General features: G+C 64.8%; 13 protein-coding genes. 12 read left to right on the top strand and 1 reads right to left on the bottom strand.

What is annotated here, in order from left to right; all coding sequences use genetic code 11:
- Window positions 1-97 precede the first annotated feature (97 nt).
- Complete coding sequence (locus IPM12_00750; GenBank protein MBK9146326.1) at window positions 98-856, bottom strand: alpha/beta fold hydrolase; 759 nt, start codon at window positions 854-856, stop codon at window positions 98-100.
- Between the two features lie 360 nt (window positions 857-1216).
- Here IPM12_00750 and IPM12_00745 point away from each other — a divergent pair, with 360 nt between their 5' ends.
- The 12 genes from IPM12_00745 (at window position 1217) to ftsA (ending at window position 15565) form a co-directional block, all read left to right on the top strand.
- The gene (locus IPM12_00745) at window positions 1217-1681 is read left to right on the top strand and encodes a division/cell wall cluster transcriptional repressor MraZ (GenBank protein MBK9146325.1); all 465 of its coding nucleotides are present in this window, start codon (window positions 1217-1219) and stop codon (window positions 1679-1681) included.
- On the top strand, window positions 1665-2573 hold the full coding sequence (rsmH, locus tag IPM12_00740) for a 16S rRNA (cytosine(1402)-N(4))-methyltransferase RsmH (GenBank protein MBK9146324.1): 909 nt from the start codon (window positions 1665-1667) through the stop codon (window positions 2571-2573). Before IPM12_00745 ends, rsmH begins: the two co-directional genes overlap by 17 nt.
- The gene (locus IPM12_00735) at window positions 2570-2974 is read left to right on the top strand and encodes a hypothetical protein (GenBank protein MBK9146323.1); all 405 of its coding nucleotides are present in this window, start codon (window positions 2570-2572) and stop codon (window positions 2972-2974) included. The genes rsmH and IPM12_00735 overlap by 4 nt, the downstream gene beginning before the upstream one ends.
- On the top strand, window positions 2971-5082 hold the full coding sequence (locus IPM12_00730) for a transpeptidase family protein (protein MBK9146322.1): 2112 nt from the start codon (window positions 2971-2973) through the stop codon (window positions 5080-5082). Before IPM12_00735 ends, IPM12_00730 begins: the two co-directional genes overlap by 4 nt.
- Window positions 5079-6542, top strand: coding sequence for a UDP-N-acetylmuramoyl-L-alanyl-D-glutamate--2,6-diaminopimelate ligase (locus tag IPM12_00725; protein MBK9146321.1), 1464 nt, complete (start codon window positions 5079-5081; stop codon window positions 6540-6542). Before IPM12_00730 ends, IPM12_00725 begins: the two co-directional genes overlap by 4 nt.
- Complete coding sequence (locus IPM12_00720; protein MBK9146320.1) at window positions 6543-7793, top strand: phospho-N-acetylmuramoyl-pentapeptide-transferase; 1251 nt, start codon at window positions 6543-6545, stop codon at window positions 7791-7793.
- Between the two features lie 2 nt (window positions 7794-7795).
- Window positions 7796-9124 carry a UDP-N-acetylmuramoyl-L-alanine--D-glutamate ligase gene (gene murD, locus IPM12_00715; protein MBK9146319.1) on the top strand — a complete coding sequence of 443 codons (1329 nt, stop codon included), beginning with the start codon at window positions 7796-7798 and terminating at the stop codon, window positions 9122-9124.
- Window positions 9125-9145: 21 nt separating this feature from the next.
- Window positions 9146-9643 carry a hypothetical protein gene (locus IPM12_00710; protein ID MBK9146318.1) on the top strand — a complete coding sequence of 166 codons (498 nt, stop codon included), beginning with the start codon at window positions 9146-9148 and terminating at the stop codon, window positions 9641-9643.
- A gap of 36 nt (window positions 9644-9679) precedes the next feature.
- On the top strand, window positions 9680-10852 hold the full coding sequence (locus IPM12_00705) for an FtsW/RodA/SpoVE family cell cycle protein (GenBank protein MBK9146317.1): 1173 nt from the start codon (window positions 9680-9682) through the stop codon (window positions 10850-10852).
- A gap of 25 nt (window positions 10853-10877) precedes the next feature.
- Window positions 10878-11963 (top strand): undecaprenyldiphospho-muramoylpentapeptide beta-N-acetylglucosaminyltransferase, encoded by a 1086-nt coding sequence (gene murG / locus IPM12_00700; protein MBK9146316.1) that lies wholly within the window; start codon window positions 10878-10880, stop codon window positions 11961-11963.
- Between the two features lie 115 nt (window positions 11964-12078).
- Complete coding sequence (locus tag IPM12_00695; protein MBK9146315.1) at window positions 12079-13458, top strand: UDP-N-acetylmuramate--L-alanine ligase; 1380 nt, start codon at window positions 12079-12081, stop codon at window positions 13456-13458.
- Window positions 13459-14020: 562 nt separating this feature from the next.
- Complete coding sequence (gene ftsA / locus IPM12_00690; protein MBK9146314.1) at window positions 14021-15565, top strand: cell division protein FtsA; 1545 nt, start codon at window positions 14021-14023, stop codon at window positions 15563-15565.
- Window position 15566 lies beyond the last annotated feature (1 nt).

The raw sequence follows: 15566 nt of genomic DNA, 5'->3' as shown, positions 1-15566 counted from the left end.
GGGTTGAAGAGACGCGCGGGTGGCGTGCGTGCAGCGATTGAAAGCTCAGCGCACGACGGTCGCACCAGCTGTCCGCTTGCCACTGGCCCACTCGCCACTAGGGCATTCTCGCTAGCCACGCACCCAGGATCCGGTTGAACTCCTCCGGGTGCTCCATCATGGGCGCATGCCCGCAGCCGTCGATCCAATGCAGTTCACTGTTCGGGAAGAGGCTGTGGAATTCCTCGGCTACTTCCGGCGGCGTGATGGTGTCCTGCCTGCCCCAGATCAGCAGAACGGGCATGGCCATGCGAGGGATGTCCTTGGCCATGTTATGGCGGATGGCGCTCTTGGCCAGAGCGAGTATGCGGATAAGCTTGCCCTTATCGTTCACCGTCTCGTAGCATTCCTCCACCAGCGCGTCGGTCACATGCTTGGGGTCGTGGAAGGTGAGGGCGATCTTCTTGCGCAGGTACTCCTTGTCCTCGCGGCGCGGGAAGCTTCCGCCGAAGGCATTCTCATAGAGCCCGCTGCTTCCGGTGAGCGTGAGGGTGCGCACGCGCGCAGCATGTTTGGTGCAGTAGATCAGCGCCACATGCCCGCCGAGTGAGTTGCCCAGCAGGTTGAAGCGCTCCAGGCCGAGGTGCCTTACGAATCGGTCGAGGAAATCAGCCAGCGCCGGCACGTTGGTGCCGAGCATGGGCATGCTGTAGAGCGGCAGCATGGGCACCAGCACCCTATAGCGTGATGAGAAATGATCGAAAAGCGGTTGGAAGTTGCTCAGTGCGCCGAAAAGGCCATGCAGCAGCACGAGCGCCTGGCCATCGCCGGAGTCGAGATAGTGGAATTCGCCTTCTTGCTTGAGCGTGTGCGCCATCGGGTCCGGCCAAATGTAGGCGGGCTGTCCAAGCGCATCGGATCGCTTGCCTCTGATCGTAGAGGCTGATGCCGCATGGCCATCTGTTCATGGCGCTGCGTATGGTGGAGCGCGCTTGAGCGTGATTGAGGGAAGAGCCTGAGGGATGAGGTCTGCGCCCGTTGCCGGCAAGTCGATTGTGGGAAACTCCGGCACTTTTCGGCCCATATGATTTTCTCTGTGTTAGCGGGCATCTTGGTCTCGAATGCATCCAATCGATTACGTTTGTCGTATCAAGTTTTCCACAATTGTGCCTGAAAAGGCCTGAAAGTGCCGGAGCTCCGATACTTTCGCCGCCGTCACGCACGCTGATGGTCACGCATGCTCAACCTGATCGGGGAATTCGATTGCAGGCTGGACGCCAAGGGGAGGCTGGTGCTCCCCGCTGTGCTGCGCAAGCAGCTAGGCAAGGAGGCGGACGCCGGCTTCGTGATGAACCGGGATGTGCATGCCCCCTGCCTGGTGCTCTACCCCAACACCGTTTGGGAGAAGACCAGCCAGAAGCTGCGCCGCTTGAACCGATTCGTGAAGGCGAATGCGGAATTCGTGCGGCGCTTCAACGCAGGGGCCACTCCAGTGGCGCCCGACCCCACCGGTCGCATGCTGCTGCCGTACGCCTTGGTGAAGAGCGCTCAGCTGGGCGCCGACATCAAGCTGCTCGGCTCAGACGACCGGATCGAGGTCTGGGACGCCACGCGGTACGACCAATGGCGCGGCGAGACCGTGGACATGAGCTCGCTCTCCGACCAGGTAATGGGCGCATTGGGGAATGAGGACGGGCAGTGATTACCACGACCCCGTTCTTTCACAAGCCTGCATCGATGGGTTGAACATCCGCCCCGGCGGCGTCTATGTCGATGCCACCTTCGGGGGCGGAGGGCATAGCCGCGCGATCCTCAAGGAGCTCGGTCCGAACGGAAGGCTGATTGCCTTCGATCGTGATAAGGATGCCTGGGCCAATGCGCCGCACGACCCGCGCTTCACCTTGGTGAAGAGCGATTTCCGCTGGATCCGCAACCACCTGCGCTTCCTTGAAGCCATCCCGATCGATGGCCTGCTCGCCGACCTCGGCGTGAGCAGCCATCAGTTCGATCGCGGCGATCGCGGCTTCAGCATCCGCTTCGACGGCCCGCTGGATATGCGCATGGACCGCCGCGCGAAGATCACCGCCGCCGAGATCGTGAATGGGTGGGATGAGCTGCGGATCACCGGCCTCCTGCGCAGCTACGGCGAGGTTCAAGGAGCGCACCGCGTGGCAAAGGCAATCGTGAGCGCGCGCTCCTCCAAGCGCATCGGCACCACGCGTCAGTTGATCGAAGCCATTGCGCCCGTGACGCCGCGCAAGGACGAGAGCGGTTTCCGCGCTCAGGTCTTCCAGGCGCTGCGCATCGCGGTGAACGATGAGCTCGGATCGCTCGAAGCGCTGCTGAAGGAGAGCGCCGGCTTGATCTCCACCGGCGGAAGGCTCGTGGTGATCAGCTACCACAGCCTCGAGGACCGCTTGGTGAAGAACTGGATGCGGGCCGGTGACCTCGGCGGAGAAGAGCAGAAGGACCTCTACGGCAACCGGCTCAGGGCATTCAATCCATCGGGCAAGGCGATCAAGCCGAGCGAAGAAGAGATCAACAGGAACCCGCGGGCACGCAGCGCCCGCCTACGCATAGCAGAGAGAGCATGAACCGGATGCGCGAGAATGCCGAAAGGAAGCCGAAGGCCGGCAAGGCCTCCAAGCCGATGCGCCTGCCGCGCGCCTTCATCAGCCTGCTCAACGGCTCCTTCCTCACCAAGGATAATGTGCTGCTGAACATGCCCTTCATCCTCTTCCTCGCGGGGGCGGGCCTGCTGAGCATCGCTTATGGCTACCACGCCGAGCGCGTGGTGCGCAACATCGAGGACCACGGTGCCGCGCTCAAGGAGCAGCGGGCCGAGTACATCAGCGTGCGCGCTGAGCTCGAGAAGCAGGAGCAGCAGAGCCAGGTGGCTGGCCGCATCGGCGCGCTGGGGCTGAAGGAGAGCCGGGTGCCCCCGGTGAAGCTGGCGGTTGATGAGGACCAACTCGAGGACACGCGCACCCGATGAGCACCAACAAGCCGATGGCCTTGCGCGCGAGCGTCGTTTACATCGGCGTGGTGCTGTTCGCATGCGCGGTTGCCGTGCAGCTCTTCCGCGTGCAGCTCCTTGAAGGCGAGCAATGGCGCGCCAAGGCCATGCACGTGAGCACGGCATGGCGCACCGTGCAGCCCGAGCGCGGCCACATCTACAGCGCCGATGGCCGATTGCTGGCCACCAGCGTGCCGGAGTACGATGTGCGCATGGACATGGTCGCCGACGCCCTCACGCCTGAGCGCTTCGATGCCAGCATCGATTCCCTCGCGTGGCACCTGGCCCGGCTCTTCCAGGACCGTACCCAGGCCGAGTACAAGCGCGACCTGCTCGATGCCCGTTCGCGCAAGGAGCGATACTACCTGGTGAAGCGACGCGCCAGCCATGCCCAGGTGCAGGAGCTCCGCCGATTCCCGCTCTACCGCGATGGCCGCTACAAGAGCGGGCTGGTCACCGAGAAGCGGCTCGTGCGCGCAAGGCCCTTCGGCCGGCTCGCGGCGCGCACCGTGGGCTACGTGCTGCGCGACAGCACCACCATCGGACTCGAGGGCGGATATGATACGTACCTGAAAGGGCGCACCGGCCATCGGCTTGAGCGCAGGCTCGCGGGCGGCACCTGGATGCCGATCGACGACGGCAACGGCACCGATCCCGAGCCGGGCACCGACATCCACACCACCATCGACATCAACCTGCAGGACGTGGCCGATGCCGCGCTCGAGAAGCAGCTGCGCAAGCATGGCGCGCAATACGGCAGCGTGGTGGTGATGGAGGTGGCCACGGGCCGGATCAAGGCCATCAGCAACCTCACGCGCACCGCCGACAGCACCTATGCCGAAGCCATGAACTGGGCCGTGGGTGAGGCGGCGGAGCCCGGTTCGACCTTCAAGCTGCCCGCGCTCATGGTGGCCCTCGAAGAAGGGCTGATCGGTCCGGATGATACCGTGGACACCAAGTGGGGCTCCATCACCTACTGCGGCAAGGAGAAGATGGTGGATTCGCATCCCTATAAGGATCGCAAGGTCACCGTGCGCCGCGCCTTCGAGGCCTCGCTCAACACCGGCTGCAGCCAGGCAGTGATGAAGGCGTTCCAGAAGGACCCCAAGCGCTTCGTTGATGGCCTCAAGCGCATGCGGCTGCACGAGATCACCGGTGTCAGGATCCCCGGTGAAGCGGTGCCCACGCTGCGCGCACCGGGCGAGAAGTTCTGGAGCTGCACCAGCCTGCCGTGGATGAGCATCGGCTACGAGGTGGCCGTGACGCCGCTCCAGATGCTCACCTTCTACAATGCCGTGGCCAACAATGGCCGCATGATGCAGCCGCAGCTCGTCACGCAGGTCTCGCGCGATGGGCGCGTGAAGGAGGAGTTCGCGCCGAAGGTGCTCAACGAGAGGATCTGCTCCGAACGCACCCTGGCCACCGTGCGCGAGCTGCTGCAAGGCGTGGTGGACAGCGGCACCGCGCGCAACCTGCACGATGCCGAGTTGCGGATCGCGGGCAAGACCGGTACCGCGCAGATCCTGCGCAATGGCAGCTACCAGCAGCACGGCAAGAGCTATCAGGCCTCCTTCGCCGGGTACTTCCCCGCAGACAAGCCCTTGTACAGCTGCATCGTGGTGGTGAACGGGCCTACGATGAGCGGCTACTACGCCAACGTGGTGGCCGGCCCGATCTTCCGGGAGATCGCCGATAAGGTCTACAGCAACCGGCTGGAGCTGCAGGCCGAGCGCGTGCTGGCCGATGCAATGGGGCCACGCGCGCCGGTGAGCATGAGCGGCCGCGCAACCGACCTGCGCGCGGCGATGGCCGGCCTCGGTGTGCCCTTCATCCAGGATGGTGAGGGCGAATGGCTCACTACCGAGAGCGGGGACAGCGCGGTGACAGCGCGCCCGCGCACCGTGACCACCGATGCCAGCGGACTGGTGCCCAATGTGCTGGGCATGGGCCTGCGCGATGCGCTCTATCTCCTCGAGAACCGCGGTTACCGCGTGCGCGTGCAGGGCGCCGGCATGGTGAAGCGGCAATCAATCGCACCCGGCACGCGTGCCCTGCGCGGTGCTTCCATCCTCATTGAGCTGGCATGAAGCTGCTTAAGGACCTGTTGTACGGCGTGCCCATCGAGCAGGTGGAAGGAAGCACCAACTGCGCGATCGAGCATGTGGTGTTCGATAGCCGCGCCGTGCAGGCCATGAGCCTTTTCGTGGCCGTGCGCGGCACTCGCACCGATGGTCATGCCTTCATCGCGAAGGCGGTGGCCGATGGAGCCGGCGCGATCGTATGCGAGCGGATGCCGGAGCGTTTCGCCGAGGGCGTCACCTACGTGCGCGTGCGCGATGCCGCAGAATCGCTCGCGCTGCTCGCCTCCAATTTCTTCGATCAGCCGAGCAGGCAGCTGAAGCTCGTGGGCATCACGGGCACCAACGGCAAGACCAGCGTGGCCACGCTGCTTTATCGCTTGTTCCGTGCGCTGGGCCACAAGAGCGCGCTGATCAGCACCGTGGAGACCCGCATCGGGCAGAAGACGATCCCGAGCACGCACACCACCCCCGATGCCGTGCAGCTCAATGCGCTGCTGGCCGAGATGGTGGAGGCCGGCGTCACCCACTGCTTCATGGAGGTGAGCAGCCATAGCGTGGTGCAGCAGCGCATCGCCGGCCTGCGCTTCGCCGGGGGCGTGTTCACCAACATCACGCACGACCATCTCGATTACCACGGCACGTTCGCGGAGTACATCAAGGCCAAGAAGCGCTTCTTCGATGGGCTCCCCGCGGAGGCCTTCGCGCTGGTGAACGCCGATGATGCCAACAGCGCGGTGATGGTGCAGAACACGCGCGCGATGAAGCGCTCGTTCGCGGTGCGGAGCCTCGCCGACCACCACGCCCGCATCATCGAGAACCAGCTCAGCGGGCTGCACCTGAGCATCGATGGCCACGACCTCTATGCACGGCTGGTGGGCGAGTTCAATGCGAGCAACCTCCTGGCCGTGTACAGCGTGGCGCTGCTTCTGGGCAAGGCGCCGCTCGACATCCTCACGGCGCTGAGCGACCTGGCGCCGCCGCGCGGCCGCTTCCAGTTGGTGCGGGGCGCTAGCGGCGTTCTGGGCATCGTGGATTACGCGCATACGCCCGATGCGCTCAAGAACGTGCTCGCCACGATCAACGATGTCATCGGCGCCGATGAGCGCGTGATCACCGTGATCGGCTGCGGCGGCGAACGTGACCGCACCAAGCGCCCGGACATGGCGCGCATCGCCACGGCGCTCAGCGCGCTGGTGGTCCTCACCAGTGATAATCCGCGCAGTGAGGAGCCCATGGCCATCATCGAGGAGATGCGTTCGGGCATCGCTTCCGCCGATCGGGGCCGCGCTTTCGTGAACGCCGATCGCCGCGAGGCCATCCGCCAGGCCGTGGGCATGGCCAAACCCGGTGATGTGGTGCTCCTGGCAGGCAAGGGCCATGAGGCCTATCAAGAGATCAACGGCGTGAAGCACCCCTTCGACGACGCCGCGGTGCTGCAGGAAACGCTCGAACTCCTCCACAAATAGATGCTCTACCACCTCTTCGACAGCATCGGCTACAGCCTGCCCGGATCGGGGGTGTTCAGCTACATCTCCTTCCGCGCGGCCTTGGCGGTGTTCGGCTCGCTGCTCATCAGCCTCTGGTTCGGCGGAAGCATCATCCGCCTGCTGCGCCGCTTGCAGGTGGGCGAGACCGTGCGCGACCTCGGCCTCGAGGGCCAGATCCAGAAGCAAGGCACGCCCACCATGGGCGGCCTCATCATCCTGGGCGCCACCATCATCCCTACGCTGCTGTTCGCACGCCTCGATAACATCTACATCCTGCTGCTGCTGGTAAGCACCGCGTGGATGGGCGGGATCGGCTTCCTCGACGATTACATCAAGGTCTTCAAGAAGGATAAGCGCGGGCTCGCGGGGCGGTTCAAGATCGTCGGGCAGGTGGGCCTCGGCGTGATCGTAGGCGCCACCGTGTACTTCCATCCGGAGATCCGCACACGCGTGGAGATCTCCGAATCGCTCGCCGAGCAGATGGATCCCGCCATGGTGCACACCATCACGGAGGAGGACGGCACGGTCCACCACATGCTCAACCGCAAGTCGCCCAACACCACCATCCCATTCGTGAAGGACAATGAGTTCAACTACTCATCGGTGCTGGGCAAGCTCTTCGGAAACGAGGCTAGGCGCCATACCTGGGTTATCTACATCCTGGTGGTGATCTTCATCATCACCGCCGTGAGCAACGGCGCCAACATCACCGACGGCGTCGATGGGCTGGCCACCGGAACCAGCGCGATCATGGTGCTCGCCCTCGGGATCCTGGCCTACGTGAGCGGCAACATCATCTTCTCGCAGTACCTCGACATCATGTACATCCCCGGCTCGGGCGAGCTGGCGGTGTTCATCGGCGCGCTGCTCGGCGCCTGCATCGGCTTCCTGTGGTACAACGCCTACCCGGCGCAGGTCTTCATGGGCGATACCGGGTCGCTCGCGCTCGGCGGCATCATCGCCACGCTGGCCATCCTGGTGCGCAAGGAGCTGCTGATCCCGATCCTCTGCGGGGTCTTCCTGGTGGAGAACCTCAGCGTGGTGCTCCAGGTCTCGTACTTCAAGTGGACCAAGCGCAAGTACGGTGAGGGGCGGAGGATCTTCCTGATGTCGCCCCTGCACCACCACTACCAGAAGAAAGGAATCCACGAGAGCAAGATCGTCGCGCGCTTCTGGATCGTGGGCATCATGCTCGCGGTGCTGTCCATCGTAACCCTCAAGCTGCGCTAGCGATGGTGATCCTGGGCGCGCAAGAGAGCGGGGTGGGTGCGGCGAAGCTGGCCAAGCGGCGCGGCCTCGACGTGTTCGTGAGCGACGCGGGCCTGATCAGGCCCGAGTACCGCGCCGTGCTCGAGCAGGAGGGCATCGCTTACGAGCAGGGCGGGCACACCGCGGCGCGCGTGCTCGAGGCCGACGAGATCGTGAAGAGCCCGGGCATCCCCGATACCGCAGCGCTGGTGCGGGCTGCCATGGAGAAAGGCATCGCCGTGATCAGCGAGATCGAGTTCGCCTATCGCTACTGCCAGGGCTCCATCGTGGGCATCACCGGCAGCAATGGCAAGACCACGACCACGCTGCTCACGCACCACATCCTCTCGCGTGCGGGGCTCGACGTGGCGGTGGGAGGCAATGTGGGCAACTCGTTCGCCGGGCTGATCGCGGAAGGCGACCATGCCTGGTACGTCCTCGAGCTGAGCAGCTTCCAACTCGATGGCATCCGTGCCTTCCGGCCGCAAGTGGCCATGCTCCTCAACATCACGCCGGATCACCTCGAGCGCTATGGCCACAGCATGGAGCGCTACACCGCCAGCAAGTTCCGCATCGCCATGAACCAGGGCGAAGGCGACCATTTCATCCACAGCGCGGACGATGCCGTGATCGCCGCGTGGATCGACGGGCACGCCATCACCCCGCGCCGCTGGCCCTTCAGCATCGAGCGCCATGTGCCTGAAGGCGCATGCCTCGCCGACAACGAAACGCTTCAGATCACCACCAACCAAACCACTTTCCGCATGAGCATCGCAGAACTCGCACTCCAAGGCCGCCACAACCTGTACAACAGCATGGCAGCGGGCATCGCTGCGCGCGTGCTCGACCTCCGCAACGAATCGGTGCGCGAGAGCCTGGGCGATTTCCAGAACGTGGAGCACCGCCTCGAGCGCGTGGCCAGCGTGCATGGCGTGGAGTTCATCAACGACAGCAAGGCCACCAACGTGAACAGCGCGTGGTATGCCCTGGAGAGCATGCGCCGGCCGGTGATCTGGATCGCCGGGGGCGAGGAGCACGGCAACGATTACGAGCAATTGGTGCCGCTCGTGAAGGAGAAGGTGAAAGCCATCGTTTGCCTCGGAAAGGACAACAGCCGCCTGAAGGAGGCCTTCGGCGCCCTGGTGAAGGACTTCGTGGAGACCAACAGCGCCCAGCAGGCCGTGCAAGCTGCCTACGCGCTCTCTGAAGAAGGCGATGCCGTGCTGCTGAGCCCCGCCTGCAAGAGCTTCGACCTGTTCGCCAACTATGAGGAGCGCGGCCGGGCCTTCAAGGCCGCCGTCCGCGCGCTTTGATCATCCCGACAGCGCCGCATCATGGAACCGAAGCGTCGATCCGAAATCCAGTTGCGCATCGCGGGCGGCCAGCTGCTCGATGCGCGCCGCTCCGCCCTCAGCGCCTGGGGGCCGCACCGCCTGGAAGCCGTGGCCAGCGTTGATGATGTGCTCTACGTGAACGATAGCCGATCCACATTCCTCGACGCCAGCCTCGAAGCGCTGAGCTCGATCGACAGGCCGTTGGTGTGGATCGTGGGCGCCTGGAGCAGCGAGATGGGAGCGGTGGCCGTGCGCGGGCTCCTCGTCGAGCGCGTGCGGACGGTGGTGCTCTATGGCCCGATCGAGGAAGGCAGTGAAGAGAGCCTGCCCGGGCACATCTACCGCACCGAGGACCTGCGCACTGCCGTGTTCACTGCGCGCGAGCTGGCGCAGCACGGTGATGCGGTGCTCTTCAGCCCGGCCTGCCCGAGCGGGAACGGCTTCGCCAACTATGAAGAGCGCGGCGCGGAATTCAAACGTGCCGTGAAGGACCTCTGAGCGATGCGACCGCATGACCCTTGATCGATCACCTGCATGACCGCGCTCCTGAAGAAGCTCCCCGGCGACCGGACCATCTGGATGGCGTCGCTCTTCCTCGCGCTCATCAGCCTGCTGGCCGTGTACGGATCGATCAGCTCGCTGGCCGTTAAGCGCGATGGCGGCACGCTGCATTTCCTCCTGAAGCATGCGCTCATGCTCGGCTCCGGCGGCCTCATCATGTACTACGCGAGCCAGCTCCGCTTTGGGATCTATTCGCGCCTGGCGCAGCTGAGCATCTGGCTCGTCGCGGGCCTGCTGCTGCTAACGCTGGTGCTCGGGTCGAACATCAACGACGCGAGCCGCTGGCTCACCATTCCCATCATCAACCAGAGCTTCCAGACCAGCGATCTGGCCAAGGTGGTGCTCATCGCCTACCTGGCCCGCGTGCTCTCCAAGCACCACACAGGTGAATGGACCCTGCGCGAGGTGGCGCTGAAGCTCATGCTGCCCGTGGGCGTGGTCTGCGGCCTCATCCTGCCCGCGAACTTCAGCACGGCGGCGCTGCTCTTCGCGATCTGCGTGCTGCTCATGTTCATCGCGCAAGTGCCCATCAAGCATCTCGCGGTGCTCATCGGCGCGGCAGTGGCGGTCTTCGCGTTGCTGCTTCTCATCGCTGATTTCTTCCCCGACCTGCTGCCGCGCGCAGCGACCTGGGCCGCGCGCCTCAAGGCTTTCGGCAGCGAGGCCGGCAACGACGCCAACTACCAGGTGGAGCATGCCAAGATCGCCATTGCAAGCGGCGGGCTGCTTCCGAGCATGCCGGGCACGGCCGCTTCGCGCAATTGGCTGCCGCATCCGTACAGCGATATGATATATGCCTTCATCGTGGAGGAGTACGGCAGCATCCTAGGCGGTTTGGGCCTCCTGCTGCTGTATCTGATTCTGCTGCACCGCGCCGTGGTGATCGCCAAGCGCTGCGAGAAGCCTTTCGGATCGCTGATCGCCGTGGGCCTGGGGCTCATGCTCGTGGTGCAGGCCATGGTGAACATGGCCGTGGCCGTGAACCTGGTGCCCGTGACCGGCCAGCCGCTGCCTTTGGTGAGCATGGGCGGCACCAGTGCGTGGTTCACCTGCCTGGCCATCGGGATCATCCTCAGTGTGAGCCGCAGCCTGGAGCAGCCCCAAGAAGCACCTAAGCATGCCAAGCCAAGGACCGCGGTCTCCTGATGCTGCCAGGGCGGCGCTGCGCGTGATGATCGCCGGCGGCGGCACGGGCGGGCACATCTTCCCGGCCATCGCCATTGCGCAGGCCATGCGCGAATCCCGGCCCGATGCGCGTTTCCTTTTCGTGGGCGCTGAAGGCAAGATGGAGATGGAGAAGGTACCGGCCGCAGGCTTCGAGATCGTGTCGCTGCCGATCCGCGGCTTCCAGCGCGGCTCGTTGATCAAGAACATCGGCCTGCCGTGGCGCTTGTTGCGCAGCTGGCTGAAGGCCCGCGCCTTGGTGAAGTCGTTCAGGCCTCAGGTGGCCGTGGGCGTGGGCGGCTACGCCAGCGGCCCCTTGCTGAAAGCCGCGCAGGGCATGGGCGTGCCCACCCTGATCCAGGAGCAGAACAGCCTGCCTGGCAAGACCAATGTCCATCTGGCGAAACGCGCAGCGCGGATCTGCGTGGCGTACGAGGGCATGGAGAAGTACTTCCCAAAGGACCGCATCCTGCTCACAGGCAATCCGGTGCGCTCCGATACCGTGAGGCTCACCGGCAAGAAGCCGCGAGGCCTCGAGCAATTCGGCCTTCGTGAGGATGCACCCATCATCTTCATCACCGGTGGAAGCCTGGGCGCACGGGGCGTGAACCGGGGCGTAGAAGCCGCGCTTCCGCTGTGGAAGAGGGAGGGCGTGCAAGTGATCTGGCAAACGGGCACCCCTTTCCTCAAGCAGGCGCAGGATGCCGTGGCGCGCATCGGCTATGGGGAATGCAAGGTGCACGAGTTCGTGGATCGCATGGACCTGGCCTACGCCGTTGCCGATCTGGTGGTGGCGCGTGCCGGCGCCATCAGCGTGAGCGAGTTGTGCATCGTGGCAAAGCCGGCGATCCTGGTGCCCTTGCCCACCGCCGCCGAGGACCACCAGACCCATAATGCGCGCGCGCTCACCGATCGCGGGGCGGCCGTTCTGCTGCGCGATGCCGATGCGGTGGAGCGGCTAGGCGCAAAGGCCATGGAGCTCATCCGCGATCCGCAGGCCATGGATCGCCTGCGACTGGCCATCGCGGGGCTCGCCCGGCACGATGCAGCGCAGGCCATCGCTGCGGAAGTGATCCGCATCGCCCGAGCATGAAGCAGCCACCGATCCTTCCACAGATGCCGCCGATGGATGCATCCGCGCATGCACGATGTGGGCGTTGCCTCTGCATTCCTCCGTTCCATCCCTGGACAACGCATCCTGAACTTCCATGAGCACGCTCGCCGGCAATCGGTTCTTCTTCATCGGCATCGGCGGCATCGGCATGAGCGGCCTTGCGCGCTATTTCCGCCGCCGGGGCGCACAGGTGGCGGGCTACGACCGAACGCCGAGCGAGCTCACCAACCAATTGCAGAGCGAAGGGATCGAGGTGCAATTCGAGGAGCGCGCAGAGCTGATCCCCGAAGCCTATCGCAATGCGCCAGCGGGCCAAGTCAGCGTGGTGCGCACGCCTGCCGTGCCGGTGAGCAGTCCGTTGCTGAAGTATTGGGAAGGGAAGGGCGCGAGCATCCTCAAGCGCGCCGAAGTGCTCGGCATGGTCACGCGAGACAAGCCCACCATAGCCGTGGCCGGCACGCATGGCAAGACCACCGTGAGCACCATGCTCGCGCACCTGCTCACGGCAGGGAAGGTGCCATGCAATGCTTTCCTCGGCGGCATCAGCGCCAATTACGGCACCAATGTCCTTCTGAACGACGATGCGCGGGTCAATGTGGTGGAGGCCGATGAGTACGACCGCAGCTTCCTGCAGTTGTGCCCGGCCCAGAGCATCATCACAGCCATGGATCCCGATCACCTCGACATCTATGGCACGGCTGAGGCCATGTTCGAGGCCTATACCGCGTTCGCCGTTCAGTGCGATGGCCCGCTGCTGGTGCATGAGCGCATCGCCAGGCACTTTGAGGAGCGCACGCAGCTGGGCACCTATTCGCTGGATAGCCGCCATGAGCCCCGCGCCGAGAACATCACCGTTGCGAGCGGACGCTATCACTTCGATCTCATCGCCGAGGGCCAGGAGCTGCGCGGCCTCACCTTGGGAATGCCCGGGAGGCATAACGTCGAGAATGCCGTCGCTGCGAGCACCGTGGCCTTGCGAATGGGCGTAAGCCCCGAGCTGCTGCGCCAGGGCCTGGCCTCCTTCCGGGGCGTGTCACGCCGGTTCGAGACCCGTATCAGCCTGCCGCATGTGGCCCTGATCGACGATTACGCGCACCACCCGAAGGAGCTCGATGCCTGTATCGCCAGCGTGCGTGAGCTCTATCCAGGACGAAGGATCACGGGCATCTTCCAGCCGCACCTCTTCACCCGCACGCGCGACCTCGCCGCCGATTTCGCTATAAGCCTCGCCGCGCTCGACGAGCTCATCCTGCTGCCCATCTACCCAGCGCGCGAGGAGCCGATCCCGGGGATCACCTCCGAGTGGCTCCTCGAACAGGTGCCTATGGATAAGAAGTCGTGCACGGACAAAACCGCGCTTGTGGAAGCGGTTGCTTCGCAAGCGGTCGATGTCGTGGTCACCATGGGGGCCGGGGACATCGACCGTTTGGTGCCTCCGATCGAACGCCTGCTGAACCAACGCCAATCGCCATGAGCCGCCTGCGCCGCTTCCTGCGCCCATTGGGCTTCGCGCTAGGCACCGTTGGCGCGCTGATCATCCTGGGCTTCGTTGACCGCAGCACCGCCCTTACGCCGATCGCCGAATTGACGGTGGCGGTGCAGGGCGGCGAGGGCCTGCATTTCATCGATGAGGAATCCGTGCGGCGCACGTTAGCCGACCAGGGCGGCGTGATCGGCGCGGCCGCTGGCCAGGTTGACCTCGCCGGACTGGAGCGCCGCCTTCGCGCGATCCCGTGCGTGGCCGATGCCGAGGCCTATCACGACCTGCATGGCGTGCTGCATGTCACCGTGCGCCAGCGCGAGCCTGTGATCCGCGTGATCAACGCCGATGGCAGCAGCTTCTACATCGATGCCGATGGCTTCACCATGCCCGTGCAAGAGCGCTACACGGCCCGGGTGCCCGTGGCCATGGGTTGGCTGTACGAGCCGGGCACCGCGCACGGCGTGATCAACGTGCATGCGCACGACACGCTCACCGGCCGCTGCCGCTCCGACGAGCTGCACCGCCTGGCCATGTTCCTGCGGCAGGATGATCTATGGAGCGCCTTGATCGACCAGGTGGTGGTGGCGGCCGATGGCCAGATGGAACTGGTGCCAACCGTAGGTCGCCAGCGCATCCTCATCGGCGATGGAAGCAGCCTCGAGCAGCGCTTCGCGAAGCTCCGGCTCTTCTACAAGCACGGCATCCCCAAGGCCGATTGGCGGCGCTACAGCCGGATCGACCTGCGCTTCAGCGAACAGATCGTGTGCACCAAACGAACCAATCCCAACGAACCGTGAGCAGCCCCTCTGATAACCACCTGGACATCGTCGCCGGCCTCGATATCGGCACCACCAAGATCGCCTGCATCGTGGGGCGCCGCAACGCCCAAGGCAAGATCGAGGTGCTCGGCATGGGCAAAGCGCGCAGCGAAGGAGTCACCCGCGGCGTGGTGGCCAACATCCCCCGCACCGTCGACAGCATCAAGGCCGCCATGAACGATGCAGCGGACATGGCCGGCGTGATCATCGAGACCGTGCACGTGGGCATCGCGGGCCAGCACATCCGCAGCATGCAGCACCGCGGCATGAAGATGCGGCAGAGCATCGAGGAGGAGATCTCGCAGAAGGACATCGATCAGCTCATTGAGGAGAGCCACCGCCTGGTGATGCCTCCCGGCGAGGAGATCATCCATGTGATCCCGCAGGAGTTCATCGTGGACAATGAGCAGGGCATCCCAGACCCCATCGGCATGAGCGGGATCCGGCTGGAGGCGAACTTCCACATCATCAGCGGGCAGGTGACCGCAGCGCGCAACATCAACAAGTGCGTGCACCGCGCCGGGCTGAACGTCACCGGCCTCGTCCTGGAGCCGCTGGCCAGCGCAGAGGCCGTGCTGAGCCAGCAGGAGAAGGAAGCCGGCGTTGTGCTGGTGGACATCGGCGGGGGCACCACGGACATCGCCATCTTCCTCGACAACATCATCCGCCACACCGCGGTGATCCCATTCGGCGGCAACGTGGTCACCGAGGATATCCGCCAGGGCTGCGGCATCATGCGCGACCAGGCCGAATTGCTCAAGACCAAGTTCGGCAGCGCGCTGGCCGCGGAGAACAAGGAGAATGAAGTGGTGTGCATACCCGGCCTGCGCGGCCGCGAGCCCAAGGAGATCAGCCTGCGCATGCTCGCCGAAGTGATCCAGGCGCGCATGGAGGAGATCATCGAGCACATCCATTTCGAGATCCGCAACAGCGGCCTGGAGAAGCAGCTCATCGCGGGCATCGTGCTCACCGGCGGCGGCGCCCAGCTCAAGCACCTCAAGCACCTGGTGGAGCTGCTCACCGGCATGGACGCGCGCATCGGCTACCCGAATGAGCACCTGGGCCAGAGCAAGATCGAGGCGGTCACCAGCCCGCTATTCGCCACGGGCGTGGGCCTGGTGATGAAGGGCTTCGAGCACCTCGATCAGGTGCGCGCACGCATCCCGGCCGAAGCTGCACCACGGAAGAGCAAGGTGAACACCGGCTCCGGCATCGGGAGCATCTTCGACAAGTTCATCGCCAAGACCTCGGACCTGCTCAGCACCGACGACGACATCTGAA

This window comes from Flavobacteriales bacterium (genome assembly GCA_016716605.1).
In the GTDB taxonomy this organism is placed as follows: Bacteria; Bacteroidota; Bacteroidia; order Flavobacteriales_F; family PHOS-HE28; genus PHOS-HE28.
The sequence above is the reverse complement of the archived record's forward strand: the minus strand, read 5'-3'. Positions and strand labels throughout refer to the sequence as shown.